Consider the following 15171-nt stretch of genomic DNA (forward strand, 5'->3'; position numbering starts at 1 on the left):
TGGACTCCCGGGGGCCTCGTCAGATGATAGGACCGACCACCGTCAGAGGGGCTGGTCGTGTCGCCCCGCTACTCGGAGGGGACGGCGAGCGGCTTCACCTCGAGCTTGTCCTCGTTGATCTCGTGCATCGCGACCGACAGGGGCTTGTCGTCGATGGAGCTGTCGACCAGGGGGCCGACGTTGTCGAACAGGCTGCCCTCGTGCAGGTCGGCGTAGTAGTCGTTGATCTGACGCGCGCGCTTGGAGGCGAAGATGACGAGTGCGTACTTCGACTCGACCTTCGACAGCAGCTCGTCGATGGGGGGATCGATGATGCCCTGGTTCTTGTCGGCCATTGGTTGCTCCTCGTGTCGATGGGGGACGGTGCCGGCTCCGCTCGGGACGAGCGTGGGCACCAAGATGGGGGCGCGGGTCACGCGCGGGTGCGGCCCGGTTCGGGCGCAGTCATTAATTCTACGACCTCCCGGGCCGCTTCGGCCACGTCGTGGTTCACGACACGCGCGTCGAACTCGTCCTGGGCGGCCAGTTCGACCTTCGCGGTCTCGAGTCGGCGTTGCTGTTCGGCAGCGTCCTCGGTACCCCGACCGATGAGTCGACGGACGAGTTCGTCCCAGGTCGGGGGCAGCAGGAACACGAGCACGGCCTCGGGCATCGCGGCCCGGACGAGTCGAGCGCCCTGCAGGTCGATCTCGAGCAGCACGCTGCGCCCCTCGTTCAACGCGGCGTCCAACGGAGGGCGGGGCGTGCCGTAGCGGTACGAGTTGTGCACCGTGGCGTACTCGAGCAGTTCGCGGTCGCGGATCATGCGGTCGAACTCCGCGTCGTCCACGAAGTAGTAGTGGACCCCGTCGACCTCGCCGGGTCGCGGGGCACGGGTCGTCGCCGACACGCTGAGATGCACGTCGGGGTAGTTCTCGCGGATGTAGGTCGAGACCGTGCCCTTGCCCACGGCCGTGGGGCCCGCCAGGACGACCAGCCGGGACCGGAGGCGCCCCTTCGACTCGCGGACGGCCAGCCAGTCGCCGAGGATGCGGCGTTGCCTCACCCCGAGTCCGCCGACGCGCTTCGACTCGGCGATGCCGAGCTCGGTCATGATGCGGGCGACGCGGGTCGGACCGATGCCCGGGATGCTGGTCAGGAGTTCGCGGACCCTGAGCGACCCCTCGGGGCTCGTGGGTTCACCGGCCCAGGCGGACTCCGCGACGTCGAGGGCGCTGCGGGTCCGGGAGGCGACGGCGTTCTTGACGGCGGCGCGACCGCGACGCGCGGCCACGGCGGCTCGGGCCGCCGCGGCACGGTCGACGGGAGGCGGGGTCAGACGAGGCACGAACGCACCTCGTCGGCATCACGACGGACCGCGTCGGCGAACCCTTCCGGACCCGCCGAGAGGAGGGCTCGGGAGGCGGAGACGAGCACGGCACCGGCCGCGGGGCCGAAGAGCCGCGGCAGGTCGGCATAGGTCGCGCCCTGGTGGCCGAACCCCGGGGCGAGCACCGGCGTCGTCGTCAGTCGGGCGGCGTCGATGCCGTAGTCGTCGAGGTCGACGGTCGCGCCGAGCACGAGGCCGACGCTGCCGAACGGAGCGTCGCCCGCCGTCTGGTTGTCATGGAGCACGTCGTCGACGATACCGCTCGCGACGGTGCCCTCCGCGCCGTGGTCGTCCGTCCGGACGGCCGTCTGGGTGGCGAGGGCCTCGACGTTGGACGTCGCGGCCAGCACGAAGACGCCGGCGCCGACGGCCCGTGCCCGGGTGACCAGTCCGGTCATGGAGTCGAAGCCGAGATAGGGCGAGACCGTCAGCGCGTCGACCCGCAGCGGTGACGACGCGTCGAACCAGGCCTCGCCGTAGGCGTCCATCGTCGAGCCGATGTCGCCCCGCTTCGCGTCGCCGATCTGCACCAGGCCCCGCTCGCGACCGGCCTCGAGGACGTCTTCGAGGGCTGCGAACCCCGCGGAGCCCCACCGTTCGAAGAACGCGACCTGCGGTTTCACGATCGTCGCCGAGCCGACCAGACCGTCGAGGACGCGTAGGCCGAACTCACGGACACCCGAGGCGTCGGACGGCAGGCCCCACTGGTCGAGGAGATAGGGATGCGGATCGATGCCGACGCAGAGCGGACCGGTCGCGGCGAAGGCCGCCGCGAGCCGGTCGCCGAACGACGAGCTCACCGTCGGGCCGCCCGGGCGAGGCCGTAGTCCTGCAGGCTCGTCACCTCGAGGTCGCTCTGGACGGCCTCGATCGAGGCGACGGCCGCACCGAGCTGGGCGATGGTCGTGAAGAGCGCCTTGTCGGCTGCGACCGTCGCCGCACGGATCTCGTAGCCGTCGGCCCGGGCGCTCGAGCCGCTCGGGGTGTTGATCACGATGTCGACCTCGTCGGCGTTGATCAGGTCGACGACCGAGTGGCCTCCGGCGCTGAACTTGTCGACGGTGTCGGCGTGGATGCCGTTGCGGACGAGGACGGTGGCCGTCCCCTCGGTCGCCAGGATGCGGAAGCCGAGCTGCTGGAGGCGCAGCACCGGCAACACGATGGCCCGCTTGTCACGATCGGCGACGCTGACGAAGACGGTGCCCGAGGTGGGGAGGCCGCCGTACGCCGCCGTCTGGCTCTTCGCGAACGCCCGGGGGAAGTCGCGGTCGATGCCCATGACCTCGCCCGTGGAACGCATCTCGGGGCTGAGGACGCTGTCGACGACCTGGCCCTCCTTCGTGCGGAACCGCTTGAAGGGGAGCACGGCTTCCTTCACCGAGATCGGCGAGTCGAGGGGGACGTCCGAGCCGTCCTGCTCCGGCAGCAGGCCGGTCTCCACGAGGTCGCGCACGCTGTGGCCGACCATGATGAGCGAGGCCGCCTTGGCCAACGGGATGCCGAGGGCCTTCGAGACGAAGGGCACCGTGCGGCTCGCCCGGGGGTTGGCCTCGATGACGTAGAGCACGCCGGCCGCGATCGCGAACTGCACGTTCAGCAGACCGGACACGCCGATGCCCTTCGCGATGGCGAGGGTCGCGTCGCGGACGCGGTCGATCTCGCCCTTCCCGAGCGTGACGGGCGGAAGGGTGCAGCTCGAGTCACCGGAGTGGATGCCAGCTTCCTCGATGTGCTCCATGATGCCGCCGACGTAGAGCTCGGTGCCGTCGTAGAGCGCGTCGACGTCGATCTCGACGGCGTCGTCCAGGAACCGGTCGACCAGCAGGGGTGCCTCCGGTCCGATGATGGCCTGGTCGGCGACCCGCTCGAAGTAGTCGGCGAGCGAGGGGCTGTCGTAGACGATCTCCATGCCGCGGCCACCGAGCACGTACGACGGGCGCACCAGCACCGGGTAGCCGATCTCTTCGGCGACGGCGACGGCGCTGTCGTAGTCGGTCGCCGTGCCGTTGCGCGGCGCGAGCAGGCCGGCGGCGTCGAGGATGCCCTGGAAGAGGCCTCGTTCTTCGGCCGAGTCGATCGCGTCGGGCGTCGTGCCGAGGATGGGCACGCCCGCGGCCTCCAGGCCCTTCGACAGGCCGAGGGCCGTCTGGCCGCCGAGCTGCACGACGACGCCGACGAGCTCGCCGCTGGCGCTCTCGGCGTGGACCACCTCGAGGACGTCCTCGAGGGTGAGCGGCTCGAAGTACAACCGGTCGCTCGTGTCGTAGTCGGTCGACACCGTCTCGGGGTTGCAGTTGATCATGATCGTCTCGAACCCGGCGTCGCTCAGGGCGAAGCTCGCGTGGACGCACGAGTAGTCGAACTCGACGCCCTGCCCGATGCGGTTCGGCCCGGAGCCGAGGATGATCACCTTGCGGCGATCGCTGGCCACGACCTCGGTCTCGGCGTCGTAGCTCGAGTAGTGGTACGGCGTCAGCGCGGGGAACTCCCCCGCGCAGGTGTCGACGGTCTTGAAGACGGGACGCACGTCGAGGGCGTGCCGGTGATCGCGGACCTGCTGCTCGGAGAGACCGCGCAACTGGCCGATCTGGTCGTCGCTGAAGCCGTGGTCCTTCGCGAGCACGAGCACGTCCGCGTCGAGCTCGGCCGCCGCGGCGACCTGCTCGGCGACCTCGTTGATCAACACGACCTGGTCGATGAACCAGGGGTCGATCTTCGTGGCGTCGAAGACCTGCTCGGCGGTGGCGCCGGCCCGCAGGGCCTGCTGGACGGTGACGATGCGGCCGTCCGTGGGCGTCGACGACAACGCGAGCAGCGCCTCCTCGTCTCCGGGCTCGCCCTGCCAGTGGAAGCTCGAGCCACGCTTCTCGAGCGACCGGAGCGCCTTCTGCAGCGCCTGCGTGAAGTTGCGGCCGAGGGCCATGGCCTCGCCCACGCTCTTCATCGTCGTGGTCAGCGTCGTGTCGGCCGCCGGGAACTTCTCGAAGGCGAACCGGGGCACCTTGACGACGACGTAGTCGAGCGTCGGCTCGAAGGAGGCGGGGGTCACCTTCGTGATGTCGTTCGGGATCTCGTCGAGACGGTACCCGAGGGCGAGCTTCGCCGCGATCTTGGCGATCGGGAAGCCGGTCGCCTTGGACGCCAGGGCGCTCGAGCGCGACACGCGGGGGTTCATCTCGATGACGATGACGCGGCCGTCCGCGGGGTCCACCGCGAACTGGATGTTGCAGCCGCCCGTGTCGACGCCCACGCGACGGATGATGTCGATGCTGATGTCGCGCAGGTTCTGGTACTCGCGGTCGGTCAGGGTGAGCGCCGGGGCGACGGTGATCGAGTCGCCGGTGTGGACTCCGACGGGGTCGACGTTCTCGATCGAGCAGACCACGACCGTGTTGTCGGCCGTGTCCCGCATCATCTCGAGCTCGTACTCCTTCCAGCCGAGGATGCTCTCCTCGAGGAGCACCTCGGTGGTCGGGCTCTGGTGCAGGCCGTCCGTGACCATGCGGACGAGCTCGTCACGGGTGTAGGCGAAGCCCGATCCGAGCCCGCCCATGGTGAACGAGGGCCGGATGACCAGCGGGTACCCGAGGTCTTCGGCGTACTCGACGGCCTGGTCGACCGTCGTGGCGATGTACGACTTGGCGACGTCGGCACCGGACTCCAGCACGAGCTTCTTGAAGAGCTGGCGGTCCTCGCCCTTCTGGATGGCCTCGACCTTGGCGCCGATCAACTCGACGCCGTGCTTGGCGAGGATGCCTTCTTCGTCGAGGGCGATGGCGGCGTTCAGGGCCGTCTGCCCGCCGAGGGTGGGCAGGATCGCGTCGGGGCGCTCCTTCACGATGATCGCCTCGAGCACCTCGGACGTGATGGGCTCGATGTACGTCGCGTCGGCGAAGTCGGGGTCGGTCATGATCGTGGCCGGGTTCGGGTTGACGAGGATGACCCGGACCCCTTCTTCACGCAGCACGCGGCACGCCTGGGTGCCCGAGTAGTCGAACTCGGCCGCCTGGCCGATGACGATCGGCCCGGAGCCGATCACGAGGACGGAGTTGATGTCGTCACGCTTGGGCATCAGTTGCTGCTTTCGATGTCGGAGCCGAAGTCGACGGCCTGGCCGTTCGTGCGGGCGACGACCGCCTCGCGGAAGCGGTCGAAGAGGTGGTTGCTGTCGTGGGGGCCCGCGGCGGCCTCGGGGTGGTACTGCACCGAGAACGCGGGGATGTCGAGGGCACGGAGGCCCTCGACGACCTGGTCGTTCAGGCTGTAGTGGCTGACCTCGACCCGACCGAAGCCGGCCGGGGAGTCGAGGACGCCGTCGATGGGTGCGTCGACCGCGAAGCCGTGGTTCTGGCTGGTGATCTCGACCTTGTTCGTCGTCTTGTCGAGCACGGGTTGGTTGATGCCACGGTGGCCGAAGGGCAGCTTGTACGTGCCGAATCCCAGGGCCCGGCCGAAGAGCTGGTTGCCGAAGCAGATGCCGAAGTAGGGCAGCCCGTCCCGCAGGGCACCCTGCAGCAGTTCGACCTGGGAGTCGCTCGCCGCCGGGTCGCCCGGGCCGTTCGAGTAGAAGAGCGCGTCGGGGGCGAGGGCACGGAGCTCGTCCAGGGTCGTGGACTGCGGCAGCACGTGCACCTCGAAGCCGCGCTGCGCCAGGTAGCGGAGCGTCGAGGTCTTCACGCCCAGGTCGAGCACCGCGACGGAGCCGATGCGGTCGCCCTCGGCGTGCAGGACGTACGGCTCGACCGTCGACACCTGGCTCGAGAGGTTGAGGCCGCGCATGTCCGCCCCGGCGGTGACGAGGGACAGCTGCTCGTCGGGGTCGAGCTCCGCGTCGGGACCGCTGAAGACCCCGCCCTTCATCGAGCCGACCTCGCGCAGACGGCGCGTGACGGCGCGGGTGTCGATGCCGCGGATGCCGACGATGCCGTCGGCGACGAGCTGGTCGTCGAGGCTGCCCTGCGCCCGGTGGTTCGAGACCACCCGGCTCGCGTCCCGCACGACGTACCCGGCGACCCAGATGCGGCGTGACTCGGGGTCGGTGTCGTTCACGCCCGTGTTGCCGATGTGCGGTGCCGTCATGACGACGATCTGCCCGGCGTACGACGGGTCGGTGAGGGTCTCCTGGTAGCCGGTCATGCCGGTCGCGAAGACGACCTCGCCGAGGGTGCGTCCGACGGCGCCGTAGGCACGGCCCGTGTACCGGGTGCCGTCGGCGAGGACCAGCACGGCCCTCTCGGTGGTGGCGGCGTCAGTCAATGGTCTTCTCCTTGGTGGTGCCGGCCCCGGGGGCCGTGGGGACGAGGGGGCGGATCGCGGCGACGACGGGTGCCGGGTCGTCGGTGATGCGCAGGTAGGTGTCGAGGTCGACGTCGCCGAGGCGCCAGCCGACGAGGACGAGGCCGTCCCGCTCGACGACGCGGTCGATGGTCCAGGTCGCACGGTCGACGCCCCGCAACGAGGAGGCGCGGATCAGCACGGCCGGTTCGCCCGCGATCTCCAGGCGCACGCCCTCGGCGTGGACGGACACGATCGCCCGACCGCGGAACCCGAGGCCGTGCACGACGACGCGGTCGAGCGGGTCACCGCCCCGTGACGTGGCGACGTAGAGGGCATCGACGGCGAGGACGGGGGCCGAGAGGTCGTCGGGCGCCCGGTCGGGGGCGGGGATGTCGGACTGACGCCGCCCCCTGGCGCGCCAGGACCGGGCCATCAGACCGATCAGCAGTCCGACGCCGACGAGGATGAGCGCGGCGATGATCCACTGGCTCATCGGGCGGGCGTCCCCTCGGAGGCGAGGGCGGCGGCGCTGTCGACGAGTCGAGCCGCGTGGGCGACGACCTCGCTCTCGACGACGTGCCCGTCGACCACCGTCGCGTAGCCCTGGTGGAAGGTCGCCCGCACCCGTCCGGGCAGGACGCGACCGAGGTAGGGCGAGTTGCGGCTCTTGCCCGCGAGGTGCTCGGTCGAGAACGTGCGGGTCACCCCACGATCGTAGAGCGTGAGCTCGGCGGGCTCGCCCACGGCGAGGGGACGACCGTGGCCGGCGACCTGCCCGATCTCGGCCGGGGCGATCGACATGACGCGGGCGACGTCGGCCCAGCCGACGAGCCCCGTGTCGACCATCGTGTGGTGGACGACCGACAGGGCCGACTCGAGGCCGACCATGCCGTTCGCGGCGGCGTCCCACTCGCAGCACTTGGCCTCGGACGTGTGCGGGGCGTGGTCGGTGGCCACGATGTCGATCGTGCCGTCGGCCAGGGCGGCACGCAACGCCTCGACGTCTTCCGAGCGACGCAGCGGCGGATTGACCTTGAACCGTGAGTCGTAACCCGACACGAGGTCCTCCGTCAGCAGGAGGTGGTGCGGCGTCACCTCGGCCGTGACCTCGATGCCGCGCGACTTGGCCCAGCGGATGACCTCGACGCTGCCCGCCGTCGACACGTGGCAGACGTGCAGCCGGGCGCCGACGTGGTCGGCGAGCAGGACGTCGCGGGCGATGATGGCCTCTTCGGCGACCGCGGGCCAGCCTCCCAGGCCCAGTTCGGCCGACAGTGCGCCCTCGTTCATCTGGGCGCCCTCCGTGAGCCTCGGCTCCTGGGCGTGCTGGGCGAGGACTCCCCCGAACCCCTTGATGTACTCGAGGGCCCGACGCATCAGCAATGGGTCGGCGACGCAGGAACCGTCGTCGGAGAAGACCCGGACGGCGGCCCGCGAGCGGGCCATGGCACCGATCTCGGAGAGGTGGGTCCCCTTCAGCCCCTGGCTCACGGCGCCGATCGGGCGGACGGTCACGAAGCCGGCCCGCTCCCCCAGCGCCTGCACCTGTTCGACGACCCCCGCGGTGTCGGCCACGGGTGACGAGTTGGCCATCGCGTTGACCGCGGTGTACCCGCCGGCGGCCGCTGCGCGCGATCCGGTCAGGACGGTCTCGCTGCCCTCTCCCCCCGGCTCGCGCAGGTGGGTGTGGAGGTCGACGAGGCCGGGGAGCAGGAGCAGGCCGTCGGCGTCGGTGACCGTCGCACCGGCGGCGGTCAGGCCGGTGCCGAGTTCGGCGACGACGCCGTCACGGACGACGACGTCGGTGCGGGTGCCGTCGACGGTCTCGGCGCCCCGGATGAGGTGGGTGGTGGTCACGATGCGTCCTCCCGGTCGCCGGCGAGGGTGAGGTAGAGCACGGCCATGCGGACGGCCACGCCGTTCGTGACCTGCTCACGGACGGTGGACCGCGGCGAGTCGGCGGCCTCGTCGCTGATCTCGAGGCCTCGGTTCATCGGGCCGGGGTGCATGACGAGCGTGGACTCGGGCAGAGCCCGGAACCGCATCGCACCCAGCCCCCAGGACCGGGCGTACTCGCGGGGGTTGGGGAAGAACGCGTCGTTCATGCGCTCCTGTTGGATGCGCAGCATCATGACGACGTCCGGTCGCACCTCGGCCAGGGCCTCGTCGAGGTCGTAGCGGACGGAGACGCCGAAGCGGCTGACGTCCACCGGGATCAGCGTGGGAGGCGCGACCACCGTGACGTGCGCCCCGAGCGTCCGCAACAACCACGCGTTGGAACGGGCCACCCGCGAGTGCAGGATGTCACCGACGATCATCACCTCGACGCCGTCGAGGTCGCGCCCCCGGCTCGCCGCGCCGTGGACGCGCCGGCGGATCGTGAACGCGTCGAGCAGGGCCTGCGTGGGGTGTTCGTGGGTGCCGTCGCCAGCGTTGACGATGCCGGCGTCCACCCAGCCGCTGTCGGCCAGCACACGAGGTGCGCCGCTCGACGGGTGGCGGATCACGATGCCGTCGGCCCCCATGGCGGCGAGGGTCTGGGCCGTGTCCTTCAGGGACTCGCCCTTGGAGACGCTCGACCCCTTGGCGGCGAAGTTGATGACGTCCGCACTGAGCCGCTTGGCGGCGGCCTCGAACGAGATGCGCGTACGGGTGCTGTCCTCGTAGAACAGGTTGACGACCGTGATGCCGCGGAGCGTCGGCAGCTTGCGCACCTCGCGGGTGGCGACGTCCGCCATGTCCTCCGCGACGTCGAGGACGCGGATCGACTCGTCGCGCGAGAGGTCGGCGGTGCTGAGCAGGTGCCTCATCGGTTCGCCCCCGGGGTGGTGACGGGCGCGGAGGCGGCCCCCGCGCCTCCTGCGGTCGTGGCGTCGTCGATGGCGACGAGTTCGTCGTCGTCGACGCCGTGCAGCCGAACGAAGATGCGTTCGACGGTCGAGGTCGGCAGGTTCTTGCCCACGAAGTCGGCACGGATGGGCAGCTCTCGGTGGCCTCGATCGACGAGGACCGCGAGGCGGACGGCCCGGGGTCGGCCGATCGAGCTCAGGGCGTCCAACGCGGCACGGATGGTACGGCCCGAGTAGAGGACGTCGTCGACGAGGACGACGGTCTTGCCGTCGATGCCGCCGGAGGGCACCGAGGTGGGTCGGGGCGACCGGGTGGGCTGGCGCCGGAGGTCGTCCCGGTACATCGTCACGTCGACCGACCCCACGGGAACGGTGCTGCCCGAGATGGACGAGAGGGTCGCGGCGAGCCGATCGGCGAGCACGACCCCCCGCGTCGGGATGCCCAGGACGACCAGGTCGTCGGCACCTTTGTTCGACTCGAGGATCTCGTGCGAGATGCGCGTGAGGGCACGCGCGATGTCAGCCTGACTCAGCACGGTACGGGTGCTCAATCGGACCTCCTTCCCCGCCTCTCGGGACGGAATTTAAAGGATGTCGGTGTGGGTCGCTCAACCCTAACGGTTCGTCGGACGCCCGACGAGCCGGCTGGCGACGACGGCGGCCGGTCGGCGGTCAGTCCGCGGTCGCGATCCGACCGAGCAGTCCGTTGACGAACGAGGCGGAGTCGTCGGTGCTGAGGGTCTGGGCCAGTTCGACGGCCTCGCTGATCGCCACGGCGTCGGGGATCTCGTCGTTGTGACGCAGCTCCCAGATGCCGATCCGGATGATGCCGCGGTCGAGGGTGGGCATGCGCGCGAGGGTCCAGCCCTGAGAGTACGTCTCGATGAGTTCGTCGATCTCGTCGCGGTGGTCGATGACGCCCTGCACGATGTCGCGGGCATAACCCCAGCTCGAACCCCGCTCGGGCTGGTCGAGGGCCCGCTGGGTCTCGGCGACGAGTGCGTCGGTCATGCTGATCTGACGGATGTCGGCGACGTACAGGACGTCGAGGGCGCGCTTGCGCGCCTTGGTGCGTGCGCTCACCGACTAGTCGTTGACGCGGCCGAGGTAGCCGCCGTCGCGGGTGTCGACCTTGACCTTGGTGCCGGTCTCGAGGAACAGCGGCACCTGGATCTCGTAGCCGGTCTCGACGGTGGCGGGCTTCGTCCCGCCGGTCGAGCGGTCGCCCTGGAGGCCGGGCTCGGTGTACGTGACCTCGAGGATGACGGAGGCGGGAAGCTCGATGTACAGCGGGTCGCCGTCGTGCAGGGCCATCTGCACGTTCTGGTTCTCGAGCATGAAGTTCTTCGCGTCGCCGACGATCGTGGCGGGCACGTTGATCTGGTCGTAGTCGCTCGTGTCCATGAACACGTAGCCGTCGGCCTCGGCGTAGAGGTACGTGTACTCACGACGGTCGACGTTGGCGAAATCGATCTTGGTGCCGGCGTTGAACGTCTTGTCGACGACCTTGCCCGACATCACGTTCTTCATCTTGGTGCGGACGAACGCGCCACCCTTGCCCGGCTTGACGTGCTGGAACTCGATGACGTTCCAGAGTTGACCGTCGAGGTTGAGGACGGCACCGTTCTTGATGTCGTTGGTAGTCGCCATGCGCGGATGATCCGTTCGGGGTGGTGGGAGGTCGGCCGGAATCGGCCATCGTCGAGTGTAGCGGACGCCCCGAAGGGCCGAAGGGCTACGAACCGATCTCTTGGTACGCCGCGAAGAGCAGGCTCTGGTCGGGCCCCTGCAGCACGGTGGGCCGACCGATCTCGTCCAGGACGATGAAGCGCAACAGGCCCGCGCGCGCCTTCTTGTCCCGTTGCATGGTCGCGAGCAGGGTGTTCCAGCGCCCGAGCGGATACGAGACGGGAAGGGTCAGCGACTCGAGGATGCGGCGATGACGGTCGACCGCCTCGTCGGACAGTCGGCCGGTCAGGCGGGCGAGTTCTGCGGCGAACACCATGCCCACCGACACCGCGGCCCCGTGACGCCACTGGTAACGCTCGGCGTGCTCGACGGCGTGGCCGAGGGTGTGGCCGTAGTTCAGGATCTCGCGCAGGCCCTGCTCGGTGAGGTCTTCGCCCACGACGCGGGCCTTGAGCCCGATCGCCAGTTCGACCACCCGCCGGAACTCCGGCGTGGTCGGGTCGGTCGCCCGGTCGACGTCCGCCTCGACGATGTCGAGGATCTCGGGTTCGGCGATGAACCCAACCTTCACGACCTCGGCGAAACCGGCGAGGATCTCGTTCTTCGAGAGCGTGTCGAGGTGGTCGAGGTCGGCGAGCACCGCCACGGGCGGGTGGAAGACACCGACGAGGTTCTTGCCCTCGGCCGTGTTCACTCCGGTCTTGCCGCCGACGCTCGCGTCGACGAGCCCCAGCACGCTGGTCGGCATCTGGACCAGCGGGACGCCTCGGAGCCAGGTGCCGGCAACGAAGCCCGCCAGGTCGGTGATCGCCCCGCCGCCGAGACCGATGACGGCGTCGGTGCGGGTGAAGTCGGCCTGGCCCAGCACCTGCCAGCAGAAGGCGGCGACCTCGACGCGCTTGGCGTCCTCGGCGTCGGGCACCTCGGCGATGAGGGCCTCGTAGCCGGCCGCCACGAGGGCGTCGCGCACCTCTCCGGCCTTGCGGCCCAAGGTGGGGGCGTGGACGATCAGGACCTTCTTGGTCTGCGGGTGCAGGACCGCCGGCAGGTGGCCGGTGAGGCCCCGACCGATCAGGACGTCGTACGGGGCGTCTCCCCCGACGTGGATGGTGGTGGTGTCGGTCGCGTCGGTCATGCGGTGCCTCTCTCGGAGTCGAGCCAGGTCTCGATGTCGTCGACGACGGTCGAGACGGGTCGGTGGGACGTGTCGAACACGGCGGACGCCAGTGCCCGGTAGACCGGATCGCGCTCGGCGGCGATGGCCCGCCAGGCCTCGATCCCGCCTCTCTGCAGCAGCGGCCGGGTGCTCCCGGCCAGCCTCGACTCGACGGCCTCCGCCGTCACGGTCAGCAGGACGACGGGCAACCCGGACAAGGAGGCGCGCGTGCGTTCGTCGAGGACGGCTCCCCCACCCAGCGACACCACCCCGTCGCCGGTCAGGGCCTCGACCACGGCCTCGTGTTCGAGTGCCCGGAAGTGGGCCTCGCCGTGACGGTCGAACAGGTCGGCGATGGGCCCGTGCCGCCGGACGACGAGACGGTCGCTGTCGACGAACGGGACGCCGAGACGACGGGAGAGCTTCTTGCCGATGCTCGTCTTGCCCGCCCCCATGGGCCCGATCAGGACGACCGGCCGCGCGACCGTCACTCGGCGGCGGACGCCGGCTGAGTCCGCAGGTTCTCGGGGATGGCGTCGAGGTAGCCCCGCAGGTTGCGCGCCGTCTCCCCCAGCGAGTCGCCGCCGAACTTCTCCAGGACCGAGTTCGCGAGGACGAGGGCGACCATCGACTCGGCGACGACGCCGGCGGCCGGGACCGCGCAGACGTCCGATCGCTGGTGGTGCGCCTTGCTCTCTTCGCCGCTCGTGACGTCGACGGTGGCCAGCGCCCGGGGCACGGTCGCGATGGGCTTCATGCCGGCACGCACGCGGAGGACCGTGCCGGTGCTCATGCCCCCCTCGGTGCCGCCGGCTCGGTCGGTGTCACGCGAGATGACCCCTCCCGTGCGGTGGAGCTCGTCGTGGGCGACGGAACCGCGCCTCCGGGTGGTCTCGAAGCCGTCGCCGACCTCGACTCCCTTGATCGCCTGGATGCCCATCAACGCGGCGGCCAGCTGCGAGTCGAGACGACGGTCCCACTGGACGTGCGAACCGAGCCCGGGCGGCACCCCGTAGGCGAGCACCTCGACGACGCCGCCCAGGGTGTCGCCGTCTTTCTTGGCGGCCTCGACCTCGTCGACCATGAGGGCGCTGGTCGCCTGGTCGAAGCAGCGCAACGGGTCGTCGTCGAGACGGTCCACGTCCGTCGGGACGGGCACCGGGCTGCCGTCGGGCACGCGCACGGGCCCGATCGACAGGGTGTGGCTGACGAGCTCGATGCCGAGCTCGGCGAGGAACGACCGGGCGACGGCTCCGAGCGCGACGCGCGCTGCCGTCTCGCGTGCGCTCGCCCGCTCGAGGATGGGACGGGCCTCGTCGAAGTCGTACTTCTGCATGCCGACGAGGTCGGCGTGGCCGGGACGGGGTCGGGTGAGGGGTGCGCTCCGCCCCCGGGAGGCCTCACTCACCTCGACGGGCTCGGGGTTCATCACCTCGACCCACTTCGGCCATTCGGTGTTGCCGATCCGCAGGGCCACGGGGCTGCCCATGGTCAAACCATGACGGACGCCGCCCGAGATGTTGAGTTCGTCCTGCTCGAACTTCATGCGGGAACCGCGGCCGTAGCCCAGTTTGCGTCGGGCGAGGTCGGCACGGATCGCGTCGAGCGACACCGGCACGCCGGCCGGCAGCCCTTCGAGGACGGCGACGAGCTCGGGCCCGTGAGATTCTCCAGCGGTCAACCAACGAAGCATGGTGTCGATCTTCCCACAGAGAGAGGGGCCGACCGACCGTGTGACGGTCGATCGGCCCCTCGGGACCGGTGGGTCTGCCCAGGGGTCCCGTGGGTCGGTCACTGGTACTCGGGGTGCTCCCGCATCCAGGCCTGCCACTGCTTGACCGCGGCCTGGTGCTCCGCGAACGTGGTCGAGAACGCCGTCTCGCCCGAGTCGAGATCGACCGTGACGAAGTAGAGCCAGGTCCCGTCGGCCGGCTTGAGGGCGGCGTTCAGGGCGAGATCACCGGGGTTCGAGATCGGCCCGACCGGCAGACCCTCGTGGACGTAGGTGTTGTAGGCGTTGTTCGCGTCACCGCGCTCTTCGTCGGTCGTCGTGACCCGGTGGGTGTTGCCGGTGCCGTAGGCCACCGTCGCGTCGGACTGGAGGAGCATGCCCTGGTCGAGACGGTTCTGGAAGACCCGCGCGACCTTCGGGTAGTCGTCGGCCAGACCGGCCTCTTTCTGGACGAGCGACGCGAAGACGATGGTCTTCTGGTATTCGGCGGGCTGTGCGCCGGCGGACTGCAGGTGCTGGGTCATGGTCGTCACCATGTCCTGCAGGTAGTCGTGGGCGGTCTTGCCCGGGTCGAGTTCGTAGGTCGCCGGGAAGAGCCATCCCTCGAGGCTCGTGGCCTCGGCGGGCAGCCCGAACGTCGTGTAGTCCGCAGCGGCGGCCTGGACGTCGGCGATGGGGATCGACGTCGCGGTGGCCAGGAGTTCGTAGACGTCCGCCGCCACGGTCCCCTCGGGGATGACGACCTTGTTGGTGATGCGGTTGGCGCTGTCCTGCAGTGCATCGAGGGCCGACTGGGCGCTCATCTGCTGCTGCAGGGTATAGGTGCCCGGTTGGAAGGTCATCGACGGGTTGGACAGGAGGAGCGAGTAGGCCGACTCGTAGCTCTGCGTGACGCCCGCGTCCGCGAGGTTCTGCGCGATGTCGGAGCCGACCTGACCTGAGACGATGGCGAACTCGACGGGCGTGCCGTTCCCGCTGCCGGCGTAGTCGGCCGGTTCGTCGTCACCCGTGAACTTGGCGATCAGGGGCTGTACCTGCCCCCAGGCGGCGGCGACGCCGGCGGTTCCGCCGGCCAGGACGAGCACGAGGATGGACGCGA

15 protein-coding genes are annotated in these 15171 nt (G+C 70.2%); all 15 read right to left on the reverse strand.

Annotated elements, in window-relative coordinates:
* Positions 1 to 68 precede the first annotated feature (68 nt).
* The 15 genes from rpoZ to mltG all read right to left on the reverse strand — a co-directional run bounded on the left by rpoZ (position 69) and on the right by mltG (position 15157).
* Entirely contained in the window at positions 69 to 335 is a 267-nt protein-coding gene (gene rpoZ / locus OVA02_RS09475; RefSeq protein WP_056045308.1) for a DNA-directed RNA polymerase subunit omega, read from the reverse strand.
* Between the two features lie 77 nt (positions 336 to 412).
* Complete coding sequence (gmk, locus tag OVA02_RS09480; RefSeq protein WP_056045311.1) at positions 413 to 1327, reverse strand: guanylate kinase; 915 nt, start codon at positions 1325 to 1327, stop codon at positions 413 to 415.
* Positions 1315 to 2169, reverse strand: coding sequence for an orotidine-5'-phosphate decarboxylase (gene pyrF, locus OVA02_RS09485; RefSeq protein WP_056045314.1), 855 nt, complete (start codon positions 2167 to 2169; stop codon positions 1315 to 1317). The genes gmk and pyrF overlap by 13 nt, the downstream gene beginning before the upstream one ends.
* A complete protein-coding gene (gene carB / locus OVA02_RS09490) occupies positions 2166 to 5441 on the reverse strand; it encodes a carbamoyl-phosphate synthase large subunit (protein WP_056045319.1) in 3276 nt (1091 codons plus the stop codon). Before carB ends, pyrF begins: the two co-directional genes overlap by 4 nt.
* Positions 5441 to 6625, reverse strand: coding sequence for a glutamine-hydrolyzing carbamoyl-phosphate synthase small subunit (gene carA / locus OVA02_RS09495; RefSeq protein ID WP_056045322.1), 1185 nt, complete (start codon positions 6623 to 6625; stop codon positions 5441 to 5443). The genes carB and carA overlap by 1 nt, the downstream gene beginning before the upstream one ends.
* The gene (locus OVA02_RS09500; protein WP_056045324.1) at positions 6618 to 7139 is read right to left on the reverse strand and encodes a hypothetical protein; all 522 of its coding nucleotides are present in this window, start codon (positions 7137 to 7139) and stop codon (positions 6618 to 6620) included. The genes carA and OVA02_RS09500 overlap by 8 nt, the downstream gene beginning before the upstream one ends.
* Positions 7136 to 8503 (reverse strand): dihydroorotase, encoded by a 1368-nt coding sequence (locus OVA02_RS09505; protein WP_056045327.1) that lies wholly within the window; start codon positions 8501 to 8503, stop codon positions 7136 to 7138. Before OVA02_RS09505 ends, OVA02_RS09500 begins: the two co-directional genes overlap by 4 nt.
* Positions 8500 to 9456, reverse strand: a complete 957-nt coding sequence (locus OVA02_RS09510; RefSeq protein ID WP_056045330.1) for an aspartate carbamoyltransferase catalytic subunit — start codon at positions 9454 to 9456, stop codon at positions 8500 to 8502. Before OVA02_RS09510 ends, OVA02_RS09505 begins: the two co-directional genes overlap by 4 nt.
* Complete coding sequence (pyrR, locus tag OVA02_RS09515; RefSeq protein WP_056045333.1) at positions 9453 to 10046, reverse strand: bifunctional pyr operon transcriptional regulator/uracil phosphoribosyltransferase PyrR; 594 nt, start codon at positions 10044 to 10046, stop codon at positions 9453 to 9455. Before pyrR ends, OVA02_RS09510 begins: the two co-directional genes overlap by 4 nt.
* Positions 10047 to 10167: 121 nt before the next feature.
* Positions 10168 to 10578: a transcription antitermination factor NusB gene (gene nusB, locus OVA02_RS09520; RefSeq protein WP_043592748.1), complete on the reverse strand. Its 411-nt coding sequence runs from the start codon at positions 10576 to 10578 to the stop codon at positions 10168 to 10170.
* 3 nt (positions 10579 to 10581) lie between these two features.
* Positions 10582 to 11145 carry an elongation factor P gene (efp, locus tag OVA02_RS09525; protein ID WP_043592746.1) on the reverse strand — a complete coding sequence of 188 codons (564 nt, stop codon included), beginning with the start codon at positions 11143 to 11145 and terminating at the stop codon, positions 10582 to 10584.
* Positions 11146 to 11230: 85 nt separating this feature from the next.
* The gene (gene aroB / locus OVA02_RS09530) at positions 11231 to 12319 is read right to left on the reverse strand and encodes a 3-dehydroquinate synthase (protein ID WP_056045338.1); all 1089 of its coding nucleotides are present in this window, start codon (positions 12317 to 12319) and stop codon (positions 11231 to 11233) included.
* Positions 12316 to 12795 carry a shikimate kinase gene (locus OVA02_RS09535; protein WP_056047447.1) on the reverse strand — a complete coding sequence of 160 codons (480 nt, stop codon included), beginning with the start codon at positions 12793 to 12795 and terminating at the stop codon, positions 12316 to 12318. The genes aroB and OVA02_RS09535 overlap by 4 nt, the downstream gene beginning before the upstream one ends.
* A gap of 32 nt (positions 12796 to 12827) precedes the next feature.
* A complete protein-coding gene (gene aroC, locus OVA02_RS09540) occupies positions 12828 to 14033 on the reverse strand; it encodes a chorismate synthase (protein WP_056045343.1) in 1206 nt (401 codons plus the stop codon).
* Between the two features lie 98 nt (positions 14034 to 14131).
* Positions 14132 to 15157 (reverse strand): endolytic transglycosylase MltG, encoded by a 1026-nt coding sequence (gene mltG / locus OVA02_RS09545; RefSeq protein ID WP_082460386.1) that lies wholly within the window; start codon positions 15155 to 15157, stop codon positions 14132 to 14134.
* Between the last annotated feature and the right edge of the window lie 14 nt (positions 15158 to 15171).

The sequence above is a fragment of the Frigoribacterium sp. SL97 genome (assembly GCF_026625765.1).
Lineage (GTDB): Bacteria > Actinomycetota > Actinomycetes > Actinomycetales > Microbacteriaceae > Frigoribacterium.